General features: G+C 43.9%; 11 protein-coding genes, 1 pseudogene and 1 riboswitch. Of the genes and pseudogenes, 8 read left to right on the top strand and 4 right to left on the bottom strand.

Features of this window, described 5'->3' with window-relative positions; all coding sequences use genetic code 11:
* The first annotated feature begins 318 nt into the window (after positions 1-318).
* The 3 genes from V7K27_RS24440 (at position 319) to V7K27_RS24430 (ending at position 3,861) form a co-directional block, all read left to right on the top strand.
* Positions 319-1,761, top strand: coding sequence for an ABC transporter substrate-binding protein (locus tag V7K27_RS24440; protein ID WP_334950735.1), 1,443 nt, complete (start codon positions 319-321; stop codon positions 1,759-1,761).
* Positions 1,762-1,814: 53 nt separating this feature from the next.
* Positions 1,815-2,651, top strand: a complete 837-nt coding sequence (locus V7K27_RS24435; protein WP_334950769.1) for an ABC transporter ATP-binding protein — start codon at positions 1,815-1,817, stop codon at positions 2,649-2,651.
* 38 nt (positions 2,652-2,689) lie between these two features.
* Positions 2,690-2,996: riboswitch (cyclic di-AMP (ydaO/yuaA leader) on the top strand.
* A gap of 244 nt (positions 2,997-3,240) precedes the next feature.
* Entirely contained in the window at positions 3,241-3,861 is a 621-nt protein-coding gene (locus tag V7K27_RS24430) for a universal stress protein (RefSeq protein WP_334950768.1), read from the top strand.
* A gap of 596 nt (positions 3,862-4,457) precedes the next feature.
* On the opposite strand, the gene V7K27_RS24425 is transcribed toward V7K27_RS24430, so the two are convergent.
* On the bottom strand, positions 4,458-4,670 hold the full coding sequence (locus V7K27_RS24425) for a high light inducible protein (protein ID WP_334950734.1): 213 nt from the start codon (positions 4,668-4,670) through the stop codon (positions 4,458-4,460).
* A gap of 484 nt (positions 4,671-5,154) precedes the next feature.
* Between V7K27_RS24425 and V7K27_RS24420 the strand changes: the two genes are divergently transcribed.
* Positions 5,155-8,274: an MFS transporter gene (locus V7K27_RS24420; protein ID WP_334950733.1), complete on the top strand. Its 3,120-nt coding sequence runs from the start codon at positions 5,155-5,157 to the stop codon at positions 8,272-8,274.
* A gap of 385 nt (positions 8,275-8,659) precedes the next feature.
* Here V7K27_RS24420 and V7K27_RS24415 read toward each other — a convergent pair whose 3' ends face one another.
* Together V7K27_RS24415 and V7K27_RS24410 are read right to left on the bottom strand one after the other, a co-directional pair.
* On the bottom strand, positions 8,660-9,490 hold the full coding sequence (locus V7K27_RS24415; protein WP_334950766.1) for a dienelactone hydrolase family protein: 831 nt from the start codon (positions 9,488-9,490) through the stop codon (positions 8,660-8,662).
* 225 nt (positions 9,491-9,715) lie between these two features.
* A pseudogene (locus V7K27_RS24410) lies at positions 9,716-9,895 on the bottom strand (DUF3352 domain-containing protein); the annotation flags it as partial.
* Positions 9,896-10,312: 417 nt separating this feature from the next.
* Here V7K27_RS24410 and V7K27_RS24405 point away from each other — a divergent pair.
* Positions 10,313-10,609, top strand: coding sequence for a helix-turn-helix domain-containing protein (locus V7K27_RS24405; RefSeq protein ID WP_334950732.1), 297 nt, complete (start codon positions 10,313-10,315; stop codon positions 10,607-10,609).
* Positions 10,610-10,947: 338 nt separating this feature from the next.
* Here the strand turns inward: V7K27_RS24405 and V7K27_RS24400 are convergent, their stop codons facing one another.
* Complete coding sequence (locus V7K27_RS24400; protein WP_334950730.1) at positions 10,948-12,606, bottom strand: DUF3352 domain-containing protein; 1,659 nt, start codon at positions 12,604-12,606, stop codon at positions 10,948-10,950.
* A gap of 159 nt (positions 12,607-12,765) precedes the next feature.
* On the opposite strand from V7K27_RS24400, the gene V7K27_RS24395 reads away from it, so the two are divergent.
* The 3 genes from V7K27_RS24395 (at position 12,766) to V7K27_RS24385 (ending at position 15,459) form a co-directional block, all read left to right on the top strand.
* Positions 12,766-13,098 carry a rhodanese-like domain-containing protein gene (locus tag V7K27_RS24395; protein WP_334950728.1) on the top strand — a complete coding sequence of 111 codons (333 nt, stop codon included), beginning with the start codon at positions 12,766-12,768 and terminating at the stop codon, positions 13,096-13,098.
* A 431-nt stretch (positions 13,099-13,529) separates the two neighbouring features.
* On the top strand, positions 13,530-14,660 hold the full coding sequence (gene hrcA, locus V7K27_RS24390; protein WP_334950726.1) for a heat-inducible transcriptional repressor HrcA: 1,131 nt from the start codon (positions 13,530-13,532) through the stop codon (positions 14,658-14,660).
* A gap of 130 nt (positions 14,661-14,790) precedes the next feature.
* On the top strand, positions 14,791-15,459 hold the full coding sequence (locus V7K27_RS24385; protein WP_334950725.1) for a DUF2834 domain-containing protein: 669 nt from the start codon (positions 14,791-14,793) through the stop codon (positions 15,457-15,459).
* Positions 15,460-15,558: the final 99 nt, after the last annotated feature.

The following is a 15,558-nucleotide window of genomic DNA, read 5'->3' as shown; positions in this document are numbered from 1 at the left end:
AAAAAATACTCAACTACTTCTTGTGGGGTGGGCAACATGAGCGCCCGTATAGAAAGGCGCTCATGTTGCCCACCCCACAAGATTGGGTAATTTATTTGTTGTCAGTCCCTTAACAAAAGTTGGCTGCTATCAAAACAGCAAGATGTAACGATACTCTGCACCTAAAACACGAGTAATTAACAAGTTCCGTGGATTTAAGTCAAGAGCAACTATCAAGCAGCAAGTTTTGCGGTGGCGTTAAAATCCCCATTGCAAAACTTAATTACGAATTACGAATTACGAATTACGAATTATTTAATCACCAATGGAGCTATAAGAATGGGTGATAATAGCTGGACTCGACGAGACTTTATCAAAGGAATAGGAGCAACCACAACAGGAATAGCGCTGTCCTCCTGTGCGATTTCAGGAGATAGATCAGCTAAAGGATTGACTGAAGAAGCCTTAGCTGTACAACCAATAATTAGATCCCAAGACCTAGAAAAATCTGATCTCACCATTGGTTACGTTCCCGTTAATGATTGTGCGCCATTTGCGATCGCCTGGAAAAAAGGCTTCTTCCGCAAATATGGTTTGAACGTCACACTCAACCGCGAAGCTAGTTGGGCCACCTCCCGCGACGGTTTAATTTTTGGTCGCCTGGATGCTTCGCCCGTAGTATCTGGTGCAGTCACCAACGCCAGAATTGGTGCTGAAGGCGCACGCCACGCCCCCTTGTGTGCAGCGATGACCATTCACCGCCACGGTAACGCCATGACCATGAACAAAGCCATGTGGGATTTTGGGCTACGTCCGTGGTATGAGTATCAAGAAAAATATGGCGATGGTGCGCTAGAAGCCTTTGGGCGCGATTTCCGAGGCTACTTTGACCAGCAGCCGCCAGAACGCAAAGTTTGGGCAGTTGTTCTGAGTTCCGCCATTTACGAATACTTTGTCCGTTACCTATCCGCCGCCGCCGGTGTTGATCCGCTTAAAGAGTTTCGCGTCATCATCGTTCCGCCCCCCCAAATGGTGACAAATGTGCGGATTGGTGCAATGCAAGCTTACATGGTTGCAGAACCTTGGAACACACGCGCAATTACAGGTAATGAAAACATCGGCTTTACCTTCGCACAAGGTAAAGAAATCTGGTTGGGACACCCAGATCGACTGTTGGGGGTGATGGAATCTTTCATCGAAAAATATCCTAAAACCTATCGTTCCTTGGTGAAGGCGATGATTGAAGCTTGCCAGTATTGCAGCAAAGTAGAAAATCGTCAAGAAGTAGCCGAACTGATCACAGACCGTTCCTTTACAGGTGCTAGACCTAAAAAGAAAGATGCCCCAATTGCGAAGTTTACAAGTCCCGGAATTCTCGGCAACTACAACTATGGCGGCTTTGACGGCAAAGACCGTACCATCAAAGCCGATGACACCACGATTTTCTTCGATATTCCTGATAACCTACCCAAACAGCCAGCAGAACACTCGACATTCTTATGGAGATCGAGAAGTATTTGGTTGATGACACAAGCAGCGCGATGGGGACAAATTAAGGAATTCCCCAAAAATGCCGAGAAAGTAGCAGAACTTGGTTGGAGAACAGATTTATATCGGGAGATAGCATCTGAAATAGGCATCGAGTGTCCCAAGGATGATTACAAGGTCGAACCACCAGAAGTATTTATAGATAAGAAAGGCTTCGACCCCAGCGATCCTGTGGGTTATCTAAATAGTTTTGCCATCAGGGCTAACGCTCCCACTAACTTTTTCATGTCTTAAATTCCAAGTTCAAATATTGACTGATGACTAAATTATTTGTGGAGCATTTGATGATGGAATATACCTCATTACCTATTAATACCCAGAGCGAAGTTCTGTCCCGCCCTGGATTTTTAGAAATTGAAAATTTAGTCAAGTCTTATCCGACACCTGATAAAGATGATTTTGTCGTTTTAGATGGAGTTAATCTTACGATTGGTGAAGATGAATATATTTCTGTAATTGGTCACTCAGGTTGTGGAAAATCAACTCTACTAAAGATAGTAGCTGGTTTAGAAAAAGCCACTTCCGGCTCAGTTCGGCTAGATGGACAAGAAATTCGTCAGCCAGGAGCCGAAAGGATGGTGGTATTTCAGAACTATTCGCTGTTACCTTGGTTAACAGTGCGAGAAAATATCCGTTTAGCCGTGGATGAAGTGTTAAAAAATGCTCATAGATCTGAGAAAATCAGCATTGTAAATCAACACTTGGCAATGGTAAACTTGACGGCGGCGGCTGACAAATATCCTGATGAAATTTCTGGAGGTATGAAACAACGAGTAGGTATTGCCAGAGCTTTAGCAATTCAGCCCAAAATGTTGCTGATGGATGAACCTTTTGGGGCACTAGATGCACTAACTCGCGGCAAATTGGAGCGGCAAGTATTAGATATTTGGGAAAACCATCGGCAAGCAGTGATGATGATTACCCACGATGTAGATGAAGCAATTTATATGTCCGATCGCATCGTATTGATGACCAATGGCCCGGCTGCTAGTATCGGGGAGATATTAAAAATTCCTTTTGAGCGTCCACGCGATCGCGCCGCCATGCGAAACTCAAAAGAATATTTTGAACTCCGCAACCACGCCCTGAATTTCCTTGATCGATATTTTACCCAAGACGAGTAAGTTAGATTATCATGTTTTTTAGTGGGTAGCCTAATTCAAATTCATGAAAGCTGAATTTGGAGCGGAGGAACCATATTGTGGGGCGTATCTCATAGAAAGTGAGGAGTTAGGATAGGACTTACGCAAAACTACACGCGGTAGGGGCAATTCATGAATTGCCCCTACTGGGAAATCGGGGTTTTAGCTATTGTTTGCGTAAATCCTATAGGAGTTAGGAATTATTAATCTTTAACTCAGCACTGGCTAAAGCCTAGCTACCCCTAACAGCACTCAGCACTGTTAAGAGAGAGACACCTTCCAGTCTTAGCCCGTCAGCTAACTCCGTAGGCAATGGAAGGAACCCCCAAGACTTTGGCTGTAATACAGTTATTATTGGGGTTTCCTTGACTGATTTCAGATTTGAGATTTTGGTTATCGTCACTCAATCTAAAATCCAAAATCGTTCGATGGTTGCTGAGCCTTGTCGTTCGCGTAGCGTCCCGCAGGGAAGGAGTGAGCGTAGCCGAAGTCTAAAATCTAAAATTTGTCCCCCTGCTTCTCATTGCTAATTCATTTCATTAGGAGAAGTAAAGCTGTGCAAATTAAGCCAATGTTAGCACGTCTGCAAAGTGCCACAGGCCGAGATGACTTAATTGAACAAATGGTACTGTTGCCAGAACCAAAAAAACCTTTTTCTAAAAAACCTCAAAGCTCAAAAGCAGTTAATTTAATTGTTGCATATAACGCATCTCCTAACAGTCATACGGCACTAGATATTGCCTTTTGGATTGCCCATCAAACGCGTTTAGCCACTAATGCAGAAGTCACAGTTCAAGCCGTTTATGTGGTAGAAGATAATCAAAACAGCCAGCATCCAAACATCTTGAGCTTTCCACAAGTACAGCCTTCATTGGAATGTCAAATCAGTGAAGTATCAAAGTCTGTCACACTGGTATTAACTCAACCCAAATTGCAGACAGTGGTAACACCCCTACAACAAGCAGATATAATTCTCTGGCAAGCCCGAAGTCTTGCTGAAGAATGGCAGGGTTCCTTCAAATCTCATTTGCGATTTGGCTGCATTTCCATAGAACTTAACAAAGTTGTTGAATCAGAAGCTGCCGATATTCTGTTTCTAGGTTGCAACTCTGTCAATCATCCGATGATTGAGGCACTAGGTTCTAATTTTCCCTGTGCTGTTTTGGGCATTCCTAGTTGTATTGATGAATAATCGCTGTTGATAATTTCAGTAATTTTTATCAAATTATAATCAAAAAAAAGTCACCTATAACTAGGTGGCTTTTTTCGCTATTAAATAAACGAGGTATTAAGCAATTAGAATCGTGGCAGGGAGTCATTAAGATATCTTTGGATGAAGTTACAGCAGAAATCATGTATTTGAACCACATCTGTCGTAGGGGCACAGCAATGCTCATTGGTGTCAACTTAACGTGAAAAGGGCGGTTAGAAACCGCGTCTACACGAGGCAAAACCCACCTTTCCTGCGGAACGCCAAGGGCGAACGTGGGTTAAGAATCCTTGATTATCTCGTTAAGAGTCTCCGACTGGGAATGCCCCTCATTGAGGCTCCGCCTCTGTAACTCGCGGCAGAGCCACCAGGATTTGCATTTCCAGCAAGAAGCTGGAAACGAGATTTTAAATCAGTTTTGGCTTAAGTTGACACCAATGAGCTTTTTCTGTGCCCCTACCGCGTGGTCTATTTACCTGAAAATAGCTGTAATATAATAAGTTCAAACTGATCAACGCCACTTGCTATAAAGGAGGAACCCCCGCAACGAGTGGCTCCTCCTAACTCCTTAGCTATTGCTAATATCCAATAATGTGTAGCACGTCACGAACAACGCTATAACCCGCCAAATCCCAAAGTAAATAGGCAACGAAGCCAATAGCTGCCAAGCGACCATTCCAAATTTCGGCTTGGGGAGTCCAGCCAAACAAAAATGCATTGCGATCTACACCGTTGTATTCGGGTGCAACAGGTGGTAAACCAGTAGAAGGGCGAGTTTCTGGAACTGCCATTTTTTTGTCCTCAACGATTTGTTTGTTAAGTTTAATGTAGCTATCTACAACTGAGATCCTATCTGTCTATAGGCATAAACTACAGGCACTTATTGCTGATGATAATCAATAACATCTTGGTACAGACAAATCCACCCTGAGAGGGTGATAAAAATCTAATTATAAAGAAATGTGAAATTCTCAGGATTAAACTGCAATTTTCGCAAAATAAATAGTTGTGACTTAGTAATTAAAAATTAAAAAGTAGCAGCCAATAATTAGCCAAATTTTTCATCTGATCGTGAATATTTTTAGCGTTAGATATAAAAGTTATATCTTTCGCCGGATAGACTTTTCAGCCTTTGGAGAGATGCTTTAAACAGCTAAATTCCACGATTCTGAACTAAACAGTTAGGTATTGCCATAGGTACAAACATAAATACTAAGAGTTGCTTCTCAAGAAATTCTTAATTCCCCAAATTTAAACTTAGTAGAAGGAAATACAATGTTCCAAAGTACGGAAATCATGGTGGGACTCTACAAACCACTATTGTGGATGGCACAGGTTCCAGTAGATACCTCAAACATCACGCCAACACAGGCATCGGCTCTCATTTCGGGGCCGCGCTTTTTTGTGGCTTTAATCTCCGGCGTGATTCTAGCCTTTGCTTTCCAATTAGTTCTAACTAATCTCTCCCTTGCAGCCGGTATTTCCTACCTGGGGCACTCATCTGACTCAGATTCAGATAGTGGGGAAGTCGGAAGTTTGGGCGGTAGCATTCGCAAAATCGGCACAGCAGTGGGGATTTGGACATTAGTCACTGTGACGATCGCCTTATTAATCGCTTCTTTCCTCGCGGTGAAATTGAGCCTTGTAATCTCAGACCGAGGATTGGGAGCGATTCTCGGCTTAGTGATTTGGGGTGCTTACTTTTTGCTCCTCGTTTGGGTAAGTTCCACCACCGTGGGTTCCTTAATTGGCTCAGTCGTCAATACAGCAACCTCCGGCTTTCAGGCGATTATGGGGACAGCCACCGCCGCACTGGGCGCAAAAGCTATCAATAACCAAGTTGTAGCGACAGCTGAAGCCGCCGCCGCCGCTATCGGTCGGGAACTAGGGAGCGCCATCGACCCAGTGAGTATCCGGGAGAACATAGAGGATTACTTAGAAAAGATCCGTCCTCCAGAGCTAGATGTGTCGAAAATTCGGAGTGACTTTGAAAATTTACTCAACGATCCGCAATTAAAAGCGATCGCGGGGACTCCAGATATTCGCAATATCGACCGCGAAAAGTTTATCGAGTTAGTCAGCAGTCGCACCGACCTTTCCAAAAAAGACGTTAGCCGCATTGCTGATACGTTGTATAAAGTTTGGCAGCAAGTGGTAAGTCAGCAGCCACCCACCGAAGACCGTTTGGGCGAGTTAATCGATTATCTCAAATCACTCCCAGCAGGACAAACTAAAACAGATGAACTTAACGCCAAGCTTGATCGGTTAGTCACAGAAACGCGTGGCTCGAAAGGATCTGACCAAAAGGCAGGTACTGGACCAATTCAAAGTACACTCCAGCAAGGAATAACTGCCTTAACCAGCATTGTTTTGGGACGGGCAGATTTGCCTGATTTGGATGTAGAAAAAATCTTGCGTAGCCTAACCACTGCCAAAGAGAAAGTCACCCAAGAAGCAGATAAGCTAGGGTTGCCAACACCATCGCAACCCTATAGCCCAATTCGGGCTGATGTCGAAAACTACCTATACAACACTTATGCTTGGCAACTGAGTCAGGAAAGAATTGTTCAGGAATTTCGTGATGTCATCTACGACCCAGCAGCTGACCCTGGAATAGTCCGCAGAGAACTAGAGCGACTATCCCGCAACGATTTCATCAATATTCTGCAACAGCGAGGACTACTTACCCAAGCCGAAATTCACCGCATTGCAGATCAGCTAGAAGTTGTCCGCCAAGATGTGCTAGTGACAGTGAAAGTTGTCGAAGAAAGAGAGATAGTCCAAGACTTGCAACGGGCTGTGGAAAGTTATCTGCTCGTTACCCCGAAAGCAGATTTGACACCTGAAGGCATTGAGCAGAATTTCAAACCACTGTTGGAAGACTCAGAGGCAGATGATGAAACCCTGACATTGCGACTGGCACACCTTGAACGTCAGGAGATTCGGGAGATATTGCTGCAACGTAATGATGTCCAGCTATATGAAGTAGACAGCATTCTCGATGAGTTGGAAAAACAGCGCGATCGCGTCTTGGTAGAATCCAAAGGACTAGCAGAACAGGCACAATATCAAGCAGAAACCCTGTGGCTGAATGTAGAATCATATCTGCGTAACACAGGAAAATCAGAACTGAATCCTGATGCTATCCGCGCGGAGTTCAAAAAGCTACTGGAAGATCCCCAAGCTGGAATTGCCTCAATTCGGGCGCGGTTGTCTCGCTTTGACCGCGATACCTTGGTACAGTTGTTGAGTCAACGGGAAGATTTGAGTGAAGATCAAGTTAATCAAATCATCAATGCTGCTGAGGAGTCGTGGCATAGCATTCGCCACACACCACAAGCGGTAGTGGATAAAGCTAAAGAGCAATACGACTCTGTGACTACGACGATCGCAGATTATCTGCGGAATACTGGTAAACAAGAACTCAACCCAGAAGGTATTCAACGAGATTTGACCAGATTGTTTGAAAATCCCCAGCAGGGAGCCGTCGCACTGCGCCGTCGGTTGTCGCAGGTAGACAGGGATACACTGGTGAAGTTGCTCAGTCAACGCCAAGATTTGAGTGAAGAACAAGTCAATGAAATCATTGATTCCACCCAAACTTCGATTCGCAACTTTGTACGTGCGCCTCGTCGCCTAGCTAGCCGCACACAGCAAAGAATAGAAACATTCAAAGGTTATCTGGAAGAGTATTTGCGGCAAACTGGCAAGGAAGAACTTAATCCAGAAGGTATTAAACGCGACTTGCAATTATTGTTGCACGATCCGCGAGTTGGGGTAGAAACTTTTAGCGATCGCCTTTCCCATTTTGACCGTTCTACGATCATCGCCCTGCTGAAAATTCGGGAAGATATTTCTGATGAAGAAGCGGCGCGGATTGCCGATAACATGGTATCCGTAAGGGATCAATTTGTAGAACAAGTGCGGAACATCCAACGAGGCATTCAAGATGCAATTGACGGGGTTTTTGGCCGCATTCGCAACTATCTCAACGCCCTGGATCGCCCGGAACTTAATTACGATAGTATCAAGCGCGATGTTCGCACATTTTTTGACGATCCCCAGGCGGGATTTGATGCCCTGCGCGATCGCCTATCCTCTTTTGATCGTGATACCCTAGTGGCAATTATGAGTTCTCGTGAGGACATCTCCGAAGCAGATGCCAACGGGATCATTGACCAAATTGAACGGGCACGCAACACAGTATTGCAACGTGCAGAACGCATACAGCACGAAGCTCAACGCCGCCTAGAAGAGGTGAAGCGTCAAGCACAGAAGCAAGCAGAAGAAACCCGCAAAGCCGCAGCTACAGCAGCGTGGTGGCTGTTTGCTACAGCATCCGTCTCTGCGGTTTTCTCAGCATTAGGAGGAGCGATCGCTGTAGTTAACGGCTAATCTCACAAGTTTTCTCCGCTAACTTTTAAGCCTCCCGCTATGGGGGGCTTTTCTATGTTTTGCAGACTTAGACTAATGGGGAGATGGGGGAGATGGGGGAGATGGGGGAGATGGGGGAGATGGGGGAGATGGGGGAGCAGTAGAAGTAAGCGAACAATTTAATTTAACGTGAGTTCGACAAGTTTTATTTGACCTCTCCCCCAACCCCTCTCCGACGCGGAGAGGGGAGCAAAAAGCTGAATTTTTCGTTGCTCCTCCCTTTCCGTTTCGGAGAGGGAGGCTGTCCGGGAGAGGTTCATCGAACTCACGTTAATTTATTATTATTCTTCCTCATCCCCCTCATCCCCCTCATCCCCCTCATCCCCCTCATCCCCCTCATCCCCCACTACACGCCATGCTGCTTAAACCATGCCAAAAGACGTTTCCAACCTTCCTTAGCTTCTTTCTCGCGGTAGGATGGGCGATAATCGGCAAAAAATGCGTGGGGTGCATCGGGGTAGACGATGATTTCAGATTTGCTGCTGCTTTCCTTTAAGCGATCGCGCATCTGCTCTACTGTATTGATGGGAATACCTGTATCTTTGCCGCCGTAGAGTCCGAGAATCGGGACTGTCACTTTTGATGCAATATCGATGGGATTCTGCGGCTGAAGTTCGGTAGCATCGCCCACAAGTCGCCCGTACCAAGCCACGCCAGCCTTCACCTTGGGATTATGTGCTGCGTATAACCAGGTAATGCGTCCGCCCCAGCAGAAGCCTGTAATTGCCAATTTATCAGCATTACCTTTAGCTGATTTCACCGCCCAGTGTACCGTAGCATCGAGATCGGATAGCACCTGAGCATCTGGCACTTTGGCGACAATTGGGCGAATTTCGTCTATGCTGCTTAATTTCGAGACATCGCCTTGACGGATGAATAATTCGGGTGCGATCGCTAAATATCCCAACTGAGCAAAGCGACGAGTGATATCCTGAATATGCTCGTGTACGCCAAAGATTTCTTGAATTACCAGGACGATGGGGAAATTTTCACCACTTGCAGGTGCTGCTCTATAAGCAGGAATTTCCCCATCTTTAACAGGAATTTTCACCGCACCAGCTACCAACCCCTTAGCATTGGTGGTGATGACTCCAGCAGAAATGGGTTGTACTGCGAGGGCAAAACCCGTCGCTAAGGTGGCTGTTGCAATAAATTTGCGGCGAGTTACTTCTTGCATCATCTCTACCTTGAATTGGCGAAAGTTTTATTGTTGGTTGACCGTACAGTACTATAATGCGAATACTACGGTTTACCAATTAGTTTACTGCAATACTGGCTGCGTTTGCTACCTCAGTTTTCGCCTATATACAAAGAGCGATCGCCTTATTTTTCCCGATTATTAAGAAAAGGCAAAAGGTAAACAATTCTTTTGCCTTCTGCACTTTGAGCTTCTATGAAAATCTCACGAATTATGAAGTTTAAAGAAAACGCCCCCTTTGAGCGATCGCGTCTCAGTTCCATAACTACTGACTGTGAGCGATCGCAGGTTGTTAAAAAATGGTTTACCTAAGACTTCCACTAACTTCAGAATCGGTACTTGACGCTCTAACAAATTCTGGCTCTTTATCCAGTCAAGATATAATATCGGCACGAAGGGCAACAAAATATGAAAGAGCTATTTGCTAGCAAGCAATAAGCTAGACAAAACTAGACTTATGTAGAAAAACTTGGACTATTTTTTGTTGCCAAAAATGAGTAATTCATGTATAATTTGAATTATCTCAAGTATTTAATAAAACTATTACTTAAGCGAAAACCAAGCAAAGATAGTGATAGTTTTTTGGGATTTAAACAATAAAGTGAAAGAATCGCGTTTGGCTAAAGCGTCTAAGCTTACTGAGGGATAACCGCTCCCATGCTCCCATTGAAGTAAGAAGTAAATGTCTAGACTTGTCTAGGATTTATATAGCAGACGACTATTACCGCCAGAATGCAGCAGGATGGGACGGTTCTTGAAATATTACCGGACGGTAACGCACAGACTATTTCCGGGGAGCCTATGCGTCCCATGACAGAGGAAGAGGTTTTAACCGCCGCATTAACCGACCCGGATGCTATTCCCATGACGGAAGCTCAGATAAGGAATGCCCGTCGGGTTTCCCGTGTCAAAACCATGCGTCGCGCCCTGCAACTCACCCAAGAGGAATTTTCGGAGCGTTATCATATCCCGCTTGGCACTCTGCGCGATTGGGAACAGGGACGCACCGAACCTGACCAGACCGCACAGGCATATCTCAAGGCGATCGCCGGCAATCCTGAAGCGGTTTACCAGGCATTACAGTTCAAGCCACAGTGATTTCAAGAAATGATTTTTATAGGCAACATAAAACTATGGGTATGGGACATATTCAGGGATAAATTGCCACTTTTGGCAATTAGCCTTATTTTTATTTAGAAAAAATAAATAAAATGTAATCGATGATCAGCATTGAACTGAGATGCGGCCACTGCAATCATTTAGAAATAATTGGAAATATAATCAATCGTGCTAATTGATTCCTGTGGCTAGAAATTACCGTACTGAAATATAAATAAAAAAATATTACAGAATAACTACGTAAATATCCTAGTACAAAAAAATGCAAAAGGCAAAATAATTTTTTACCTTCTGCACTTTCAGCTTTTATGAAAATCTCACGAATTATGGAGTTTGAAGAAAACGCCACCTTTGAGCGATCGCGCCTCAGTTCCATAACTACTAACTGTGAGCGATCGCAGATTGTTAAAAAATGGTTTACCTAAGACTTCCACTAGCTTAAGAATCGGTACTTGACGCTCTAACAAATTCTGGCTTTTTATCCAGTCAAGATATATATAGCCTTGGTTTGGTCGGGGAATCGCAGCGATACTATCTTTGAAATTGGGATTGTCAATTATGGAATTATCCTTGGTTGTGAGGATTTCATTTATCGTCTCTAAGTCAGACGTGAAAATTTCATAATTTCCTAAAGTTGTATGCAATCCCCGCACTTTTGTTTCAATGCTGAAAGATGTTCCCTCTTTAACATCAGTTTTTTTTGTAGCCGTAGTTAACTCAGTCCAAGCGGAGATTTTTTGCTTATCTATAGTCAGGGGATTGATGCTGAGTCCGTTGGATGAAGCGATCGCATCCAAACGAGCAACGCCTTGTTCTACACCCTCGGATTTTTCCACCACAAAAATCCAATGGGGGGTTGTTTGCTCTTTCTCAGGTAACAATGCTATGGCATATTCTCCCTGTACCCAGCTAAAAATATCCTCTGGTAAGTTTATCCCCCAGCGTTTTTGAATATCCGCCAAGGGTTTTGCTAATCGAGAAACCACATCCTCAGAACCATATATAGTTGCTGTTGCTTGTCTCCAGAGTTTAGCTAAATCACTGTTAGCCAAATTACTCAAATTTGAGCCGGAAATTGCCAAACCTACTGATGCTGGAATATACTGCAATGCTCCCACAGGTTTAGATAGCGGTGCAGATGGAGAAACAATTTCCGATGAAGTCAGAAAGGTGGTTTCTGCTAGCAATCCTTTGGGGTTTAACGCCAAGGATATGATTTGGCTGTTATAAAGTTCTTCTGGTAACTCTAAGCCTTGCCATTTTGCCACAATGGGAAGATTCAAGAAAGCTACAGCTAAACCCCCTTTGGGTAGTTCTTTGGTAGCTTTTTGATATTCGGGAGAGCTAGTCAAATTTAAATCGGGCGCTTGAACGTTATTGATCGCATCTCGCAGCACCTTCGGATCGTTGGCAAACAACACAAAGCCTTCACCAACAACAGCACCAGCTAGCAAATCTTGTTTTGGTTGAGAATTGTCAGAAATCAGCTTTACGCCTTTGTATTGTTCAACAGCTAAGGTTGCTCCAGCTAACGCCCGTTTGGAAAACAACAACTCAACAAACTCGCGGCTTTTCTCCGGTTGCTTGGTTGCTAGTGCCAAGAGATACCCTGGCTGCTGTCCGTTTTCTAAGTCCCGATCAATATCTAAGGTGGCGATCGCTAATGTAATTTCGTCCCCTAACCAGGGTTGAATGTCTTGTTTGTAATCTATGCCACTTTTGGCGAATAAACTGGTTTTGAGTTTAGATAGTTCCTCTTCCCGTCTCAACGCTTGCAAACGGTCAGGATTCGCCAGTAATGATACCATTACAGGCGAAAGTTTCGACACGAATATAGCTGCACCAGTCCCAGAGGTAGAACCAATGAGGTTAGCCGGACTTTTGCCGAAAAACCAGTAAAAGCTAGCGATCGCAATTACTAGCAGTGCGATCGCACCAGCGACGATAAAACCGATAAATGAACGTTGCCTATTCACATTAAACCTATTAAAAAAGACGGTTTACAGCCATTTAAACAGAAAGCTTACCAAAATCAATCAGCCCTGTTGAGAATGGATGCTCATGCCAAGGCAGAGATTTTCTGTCACCATAAATAATATTAGGACTGTTTACAAAAACCTCATGACAGGGAACTGATGAACCAAATTAGTGTAAAAGAACTGGCGCAACGTCTATCTTCTAGTGATCCAAGTATTCAGCTAGTAGATGTGCGTGAACCAGAAGAATTGGCGATCGCTAGCATTGAGGGCTTTGTCAACCTACCTTTAAGTCAATTTGCCGAATGGGGAGATCAAGTACCCAATCTGTTCAATCCCCAAGCTGAAACTTTTGTGCTATGTCACCACGGCATCCGCTCCGCCCAAATGTGCCAGTGGTTAATTGCTCAAGGTTTTACAAATGTGCAAAATATTTCCGGTGGTATTGATGCTTACTCCTTATTAGTTGACCCTTCAATTCCCCAGTATTAATTTCTGACTGTAATCCATAACTCAGCTGGGATTTACTCTTCCAGCTGGCTTCTGCTATTGTAAAAATAGGACTAGATCAACTTAGGGTTTTGAGGGGAAACTTTACACCTTTTGCTAGTGAGTATATATTTACGGAGCTTTTCGACTCAAATATATCATCTATTCCAGAAAAATACGTATTCAATAATACTGTTATAAGTTTAAAGTTATGCAAAAATACTGTTATGAGTAAAGGCAGCTTTTGCAGTATAAATCTAGCTCCTATTTCCAGCGCACTCTCAAAAAATCAACACGTAAACTTTAAAAATACTTATCATTAGAGAACTGGATAATTTGGTATCTTAATTAATTATTAATAATCTTTGTTTGCGATCAAATCCAGAAATTTTTTCAGAGTTTGATTAAAATTTGCCTTCAGTAAAAGATGCCTTATGGAAGTCCAGTTAACAAATCGACAACAGCATATACTTTGGGCAACGGTACGTCACTATATTGCTACAGCAGAGCCGGTTGGTTCAAAAGCTTTGGTTGATGAGTACGACCTGGGTGTAAGTTCAGCCACAATTCGCAATGTGATGAGCGTTTTAGAAAAGTCTGGGTTACTTTACCAACCACACGCCTCCGCCGGACGAATACCTTCAGACTCAGGCTATCGCATTTATGTTGACCAGCTAATTACACCTTCTCTGCGTTCGCGCAGCGTGTCGCAGACAGATGCTACGCGAACCGAAACTTTAGGGCGAGAAGTAGAGGTAGAACTGCAAAAGCTTCTCCACTGGGAAGATCGGAGTTTAGAAACCCTACTGCAAGGAGCTGCCCAAATTTTAGCAACCTTGAGTGGTTGCATTAGCTTGATTACCATGCCCCAAACCACTACAGCGATCGTGCGGCATCTGCAATTAGTGCAAATAGAAGCCGGAAGGATCATGCTAATTGTGGTAACAGATGGTTATGAAACACATTCCAAGTTGATGGATTTGTCGCCAATACCAGAGGAGACACAACGCGAACCAGAAGTCATCGATCGCGAGTTGCAAATTGTTTCTAACTTTTTGAATAGCCACTTACGGGGGCGAAGTCTGTTGGAATTAGCCAACCTCGACTGGACTGAACTAGATCAAGAGTTCCAACGCTATGGAGAATTCTTAAAAAATTCAGTTACCGAATTGACTCGTCGCACTCTTGCACCGACTGCAACCCAAATTATGGTTCGGGGTGTGTCAGAAGTTTTACGCCAGCCGGAATTTTCCCAGTTACAGCAGGTACAAACGATTATCCACCTGTTGGAAGAAGAACAAGACCAACTATGGCGATTAATATTTGAAGAACCAGAGTCTGAGGATGTGGGGAAGCCAAAGGTAACGGTTCGCATTGGGGCAGAAAATCCTCTAGAACCGATACGCACCTGCACCTTAATTTCTTCCACCTATCGCCGAGGTTCAATACCAGTAGGAAGTGTGGGAGTTTTGGGGCCAACGCGCCTAGATTATGAAAGTGCGATCGCAGTCGTAGCATCTGCTGCTGATTATCTCTCAGAAGCTTTCAGTTATTTTAATCCTTAAATAGAGATTAATCGGATCATCTGATATTTAGCAAAAAGTCGCACTGGTTTAGGCAGTCAATAATACAATAGCAAGCAGATAGCCCAATTTTTAGCGGCAAAATCAATAATTAATACTACTTAAATCTTTTATGGGGAGAAAAATTGCCTTTGGGGTGCTGTGGCTGGGATTCATTACCTATGCTTTTTTCTTTGCTCCTCCTGAGCAACCCGGTACATTCGAGTTAATTAAAAACCTTTCTATTGGCCAGTGGCAAGGCGTTAACCCGTTAGTAATAGCACTATTTAACCTCATGGGCATCTGGCCTCTTATTTACAGCGCAGTTGTGTTTATTGATGGCAGAGGGCAAAAAATACCTGCTTGGTTATTTGCGATCGCCTCTTTCGCAGTTGGTGCTTTTGCCTTGTTGCCGTACTTAGCCCTACGAGAACCAAATAATAATTTTGTCGGTAAAAAGAATGCCTTGCTCAAGCTGCTAGATTCTCGTGTGACTGGGATTGTCTTGACTGTAGCCACGGTTATTCTAGTTGCCTACGGTTTAACAGCAGGAGATTGGAGCAGTTTTGTACAACAGTGGCAAAGCAACCGCTTCATTAATGTGATGAGTTTAGATTTTTGCCTACTTTGCCTAGTCTTTCCCACATTACTAGGGGATGATATGGCGCGTCGCGGTTGGAAAAATCCGCAGTTGTTCTGGTTAATAGCGTTGATACCGCTATTCGGGCCATTGATTTATTTATCTGTGCGATCGCCTTTACAAGGTGTAGAGTCAATATCCAAGCAGCCAGCAGTGAATTGAAGAAGAATATATGTTATATAGATAGAAAGTGTTTAGTTTCGTTAAGAGTAGACGTAGGTTGGGTGGAGCGGAGCGCAACCCAACTGATTATCAGGATGT

It is taken from the genome of Nostoc sp. (genome assembly GCF_036919575.1).
Lineage (GTDB): Bacteria > Cyanobacteriota > Cyanobacteriia > Cyanobacteriales > Nostocaceae > Nostoc.
Note: the sequence above shows the minus strand (reverse complement) of the source record. Positions and strands in the feature narration are given on the sequence as shown.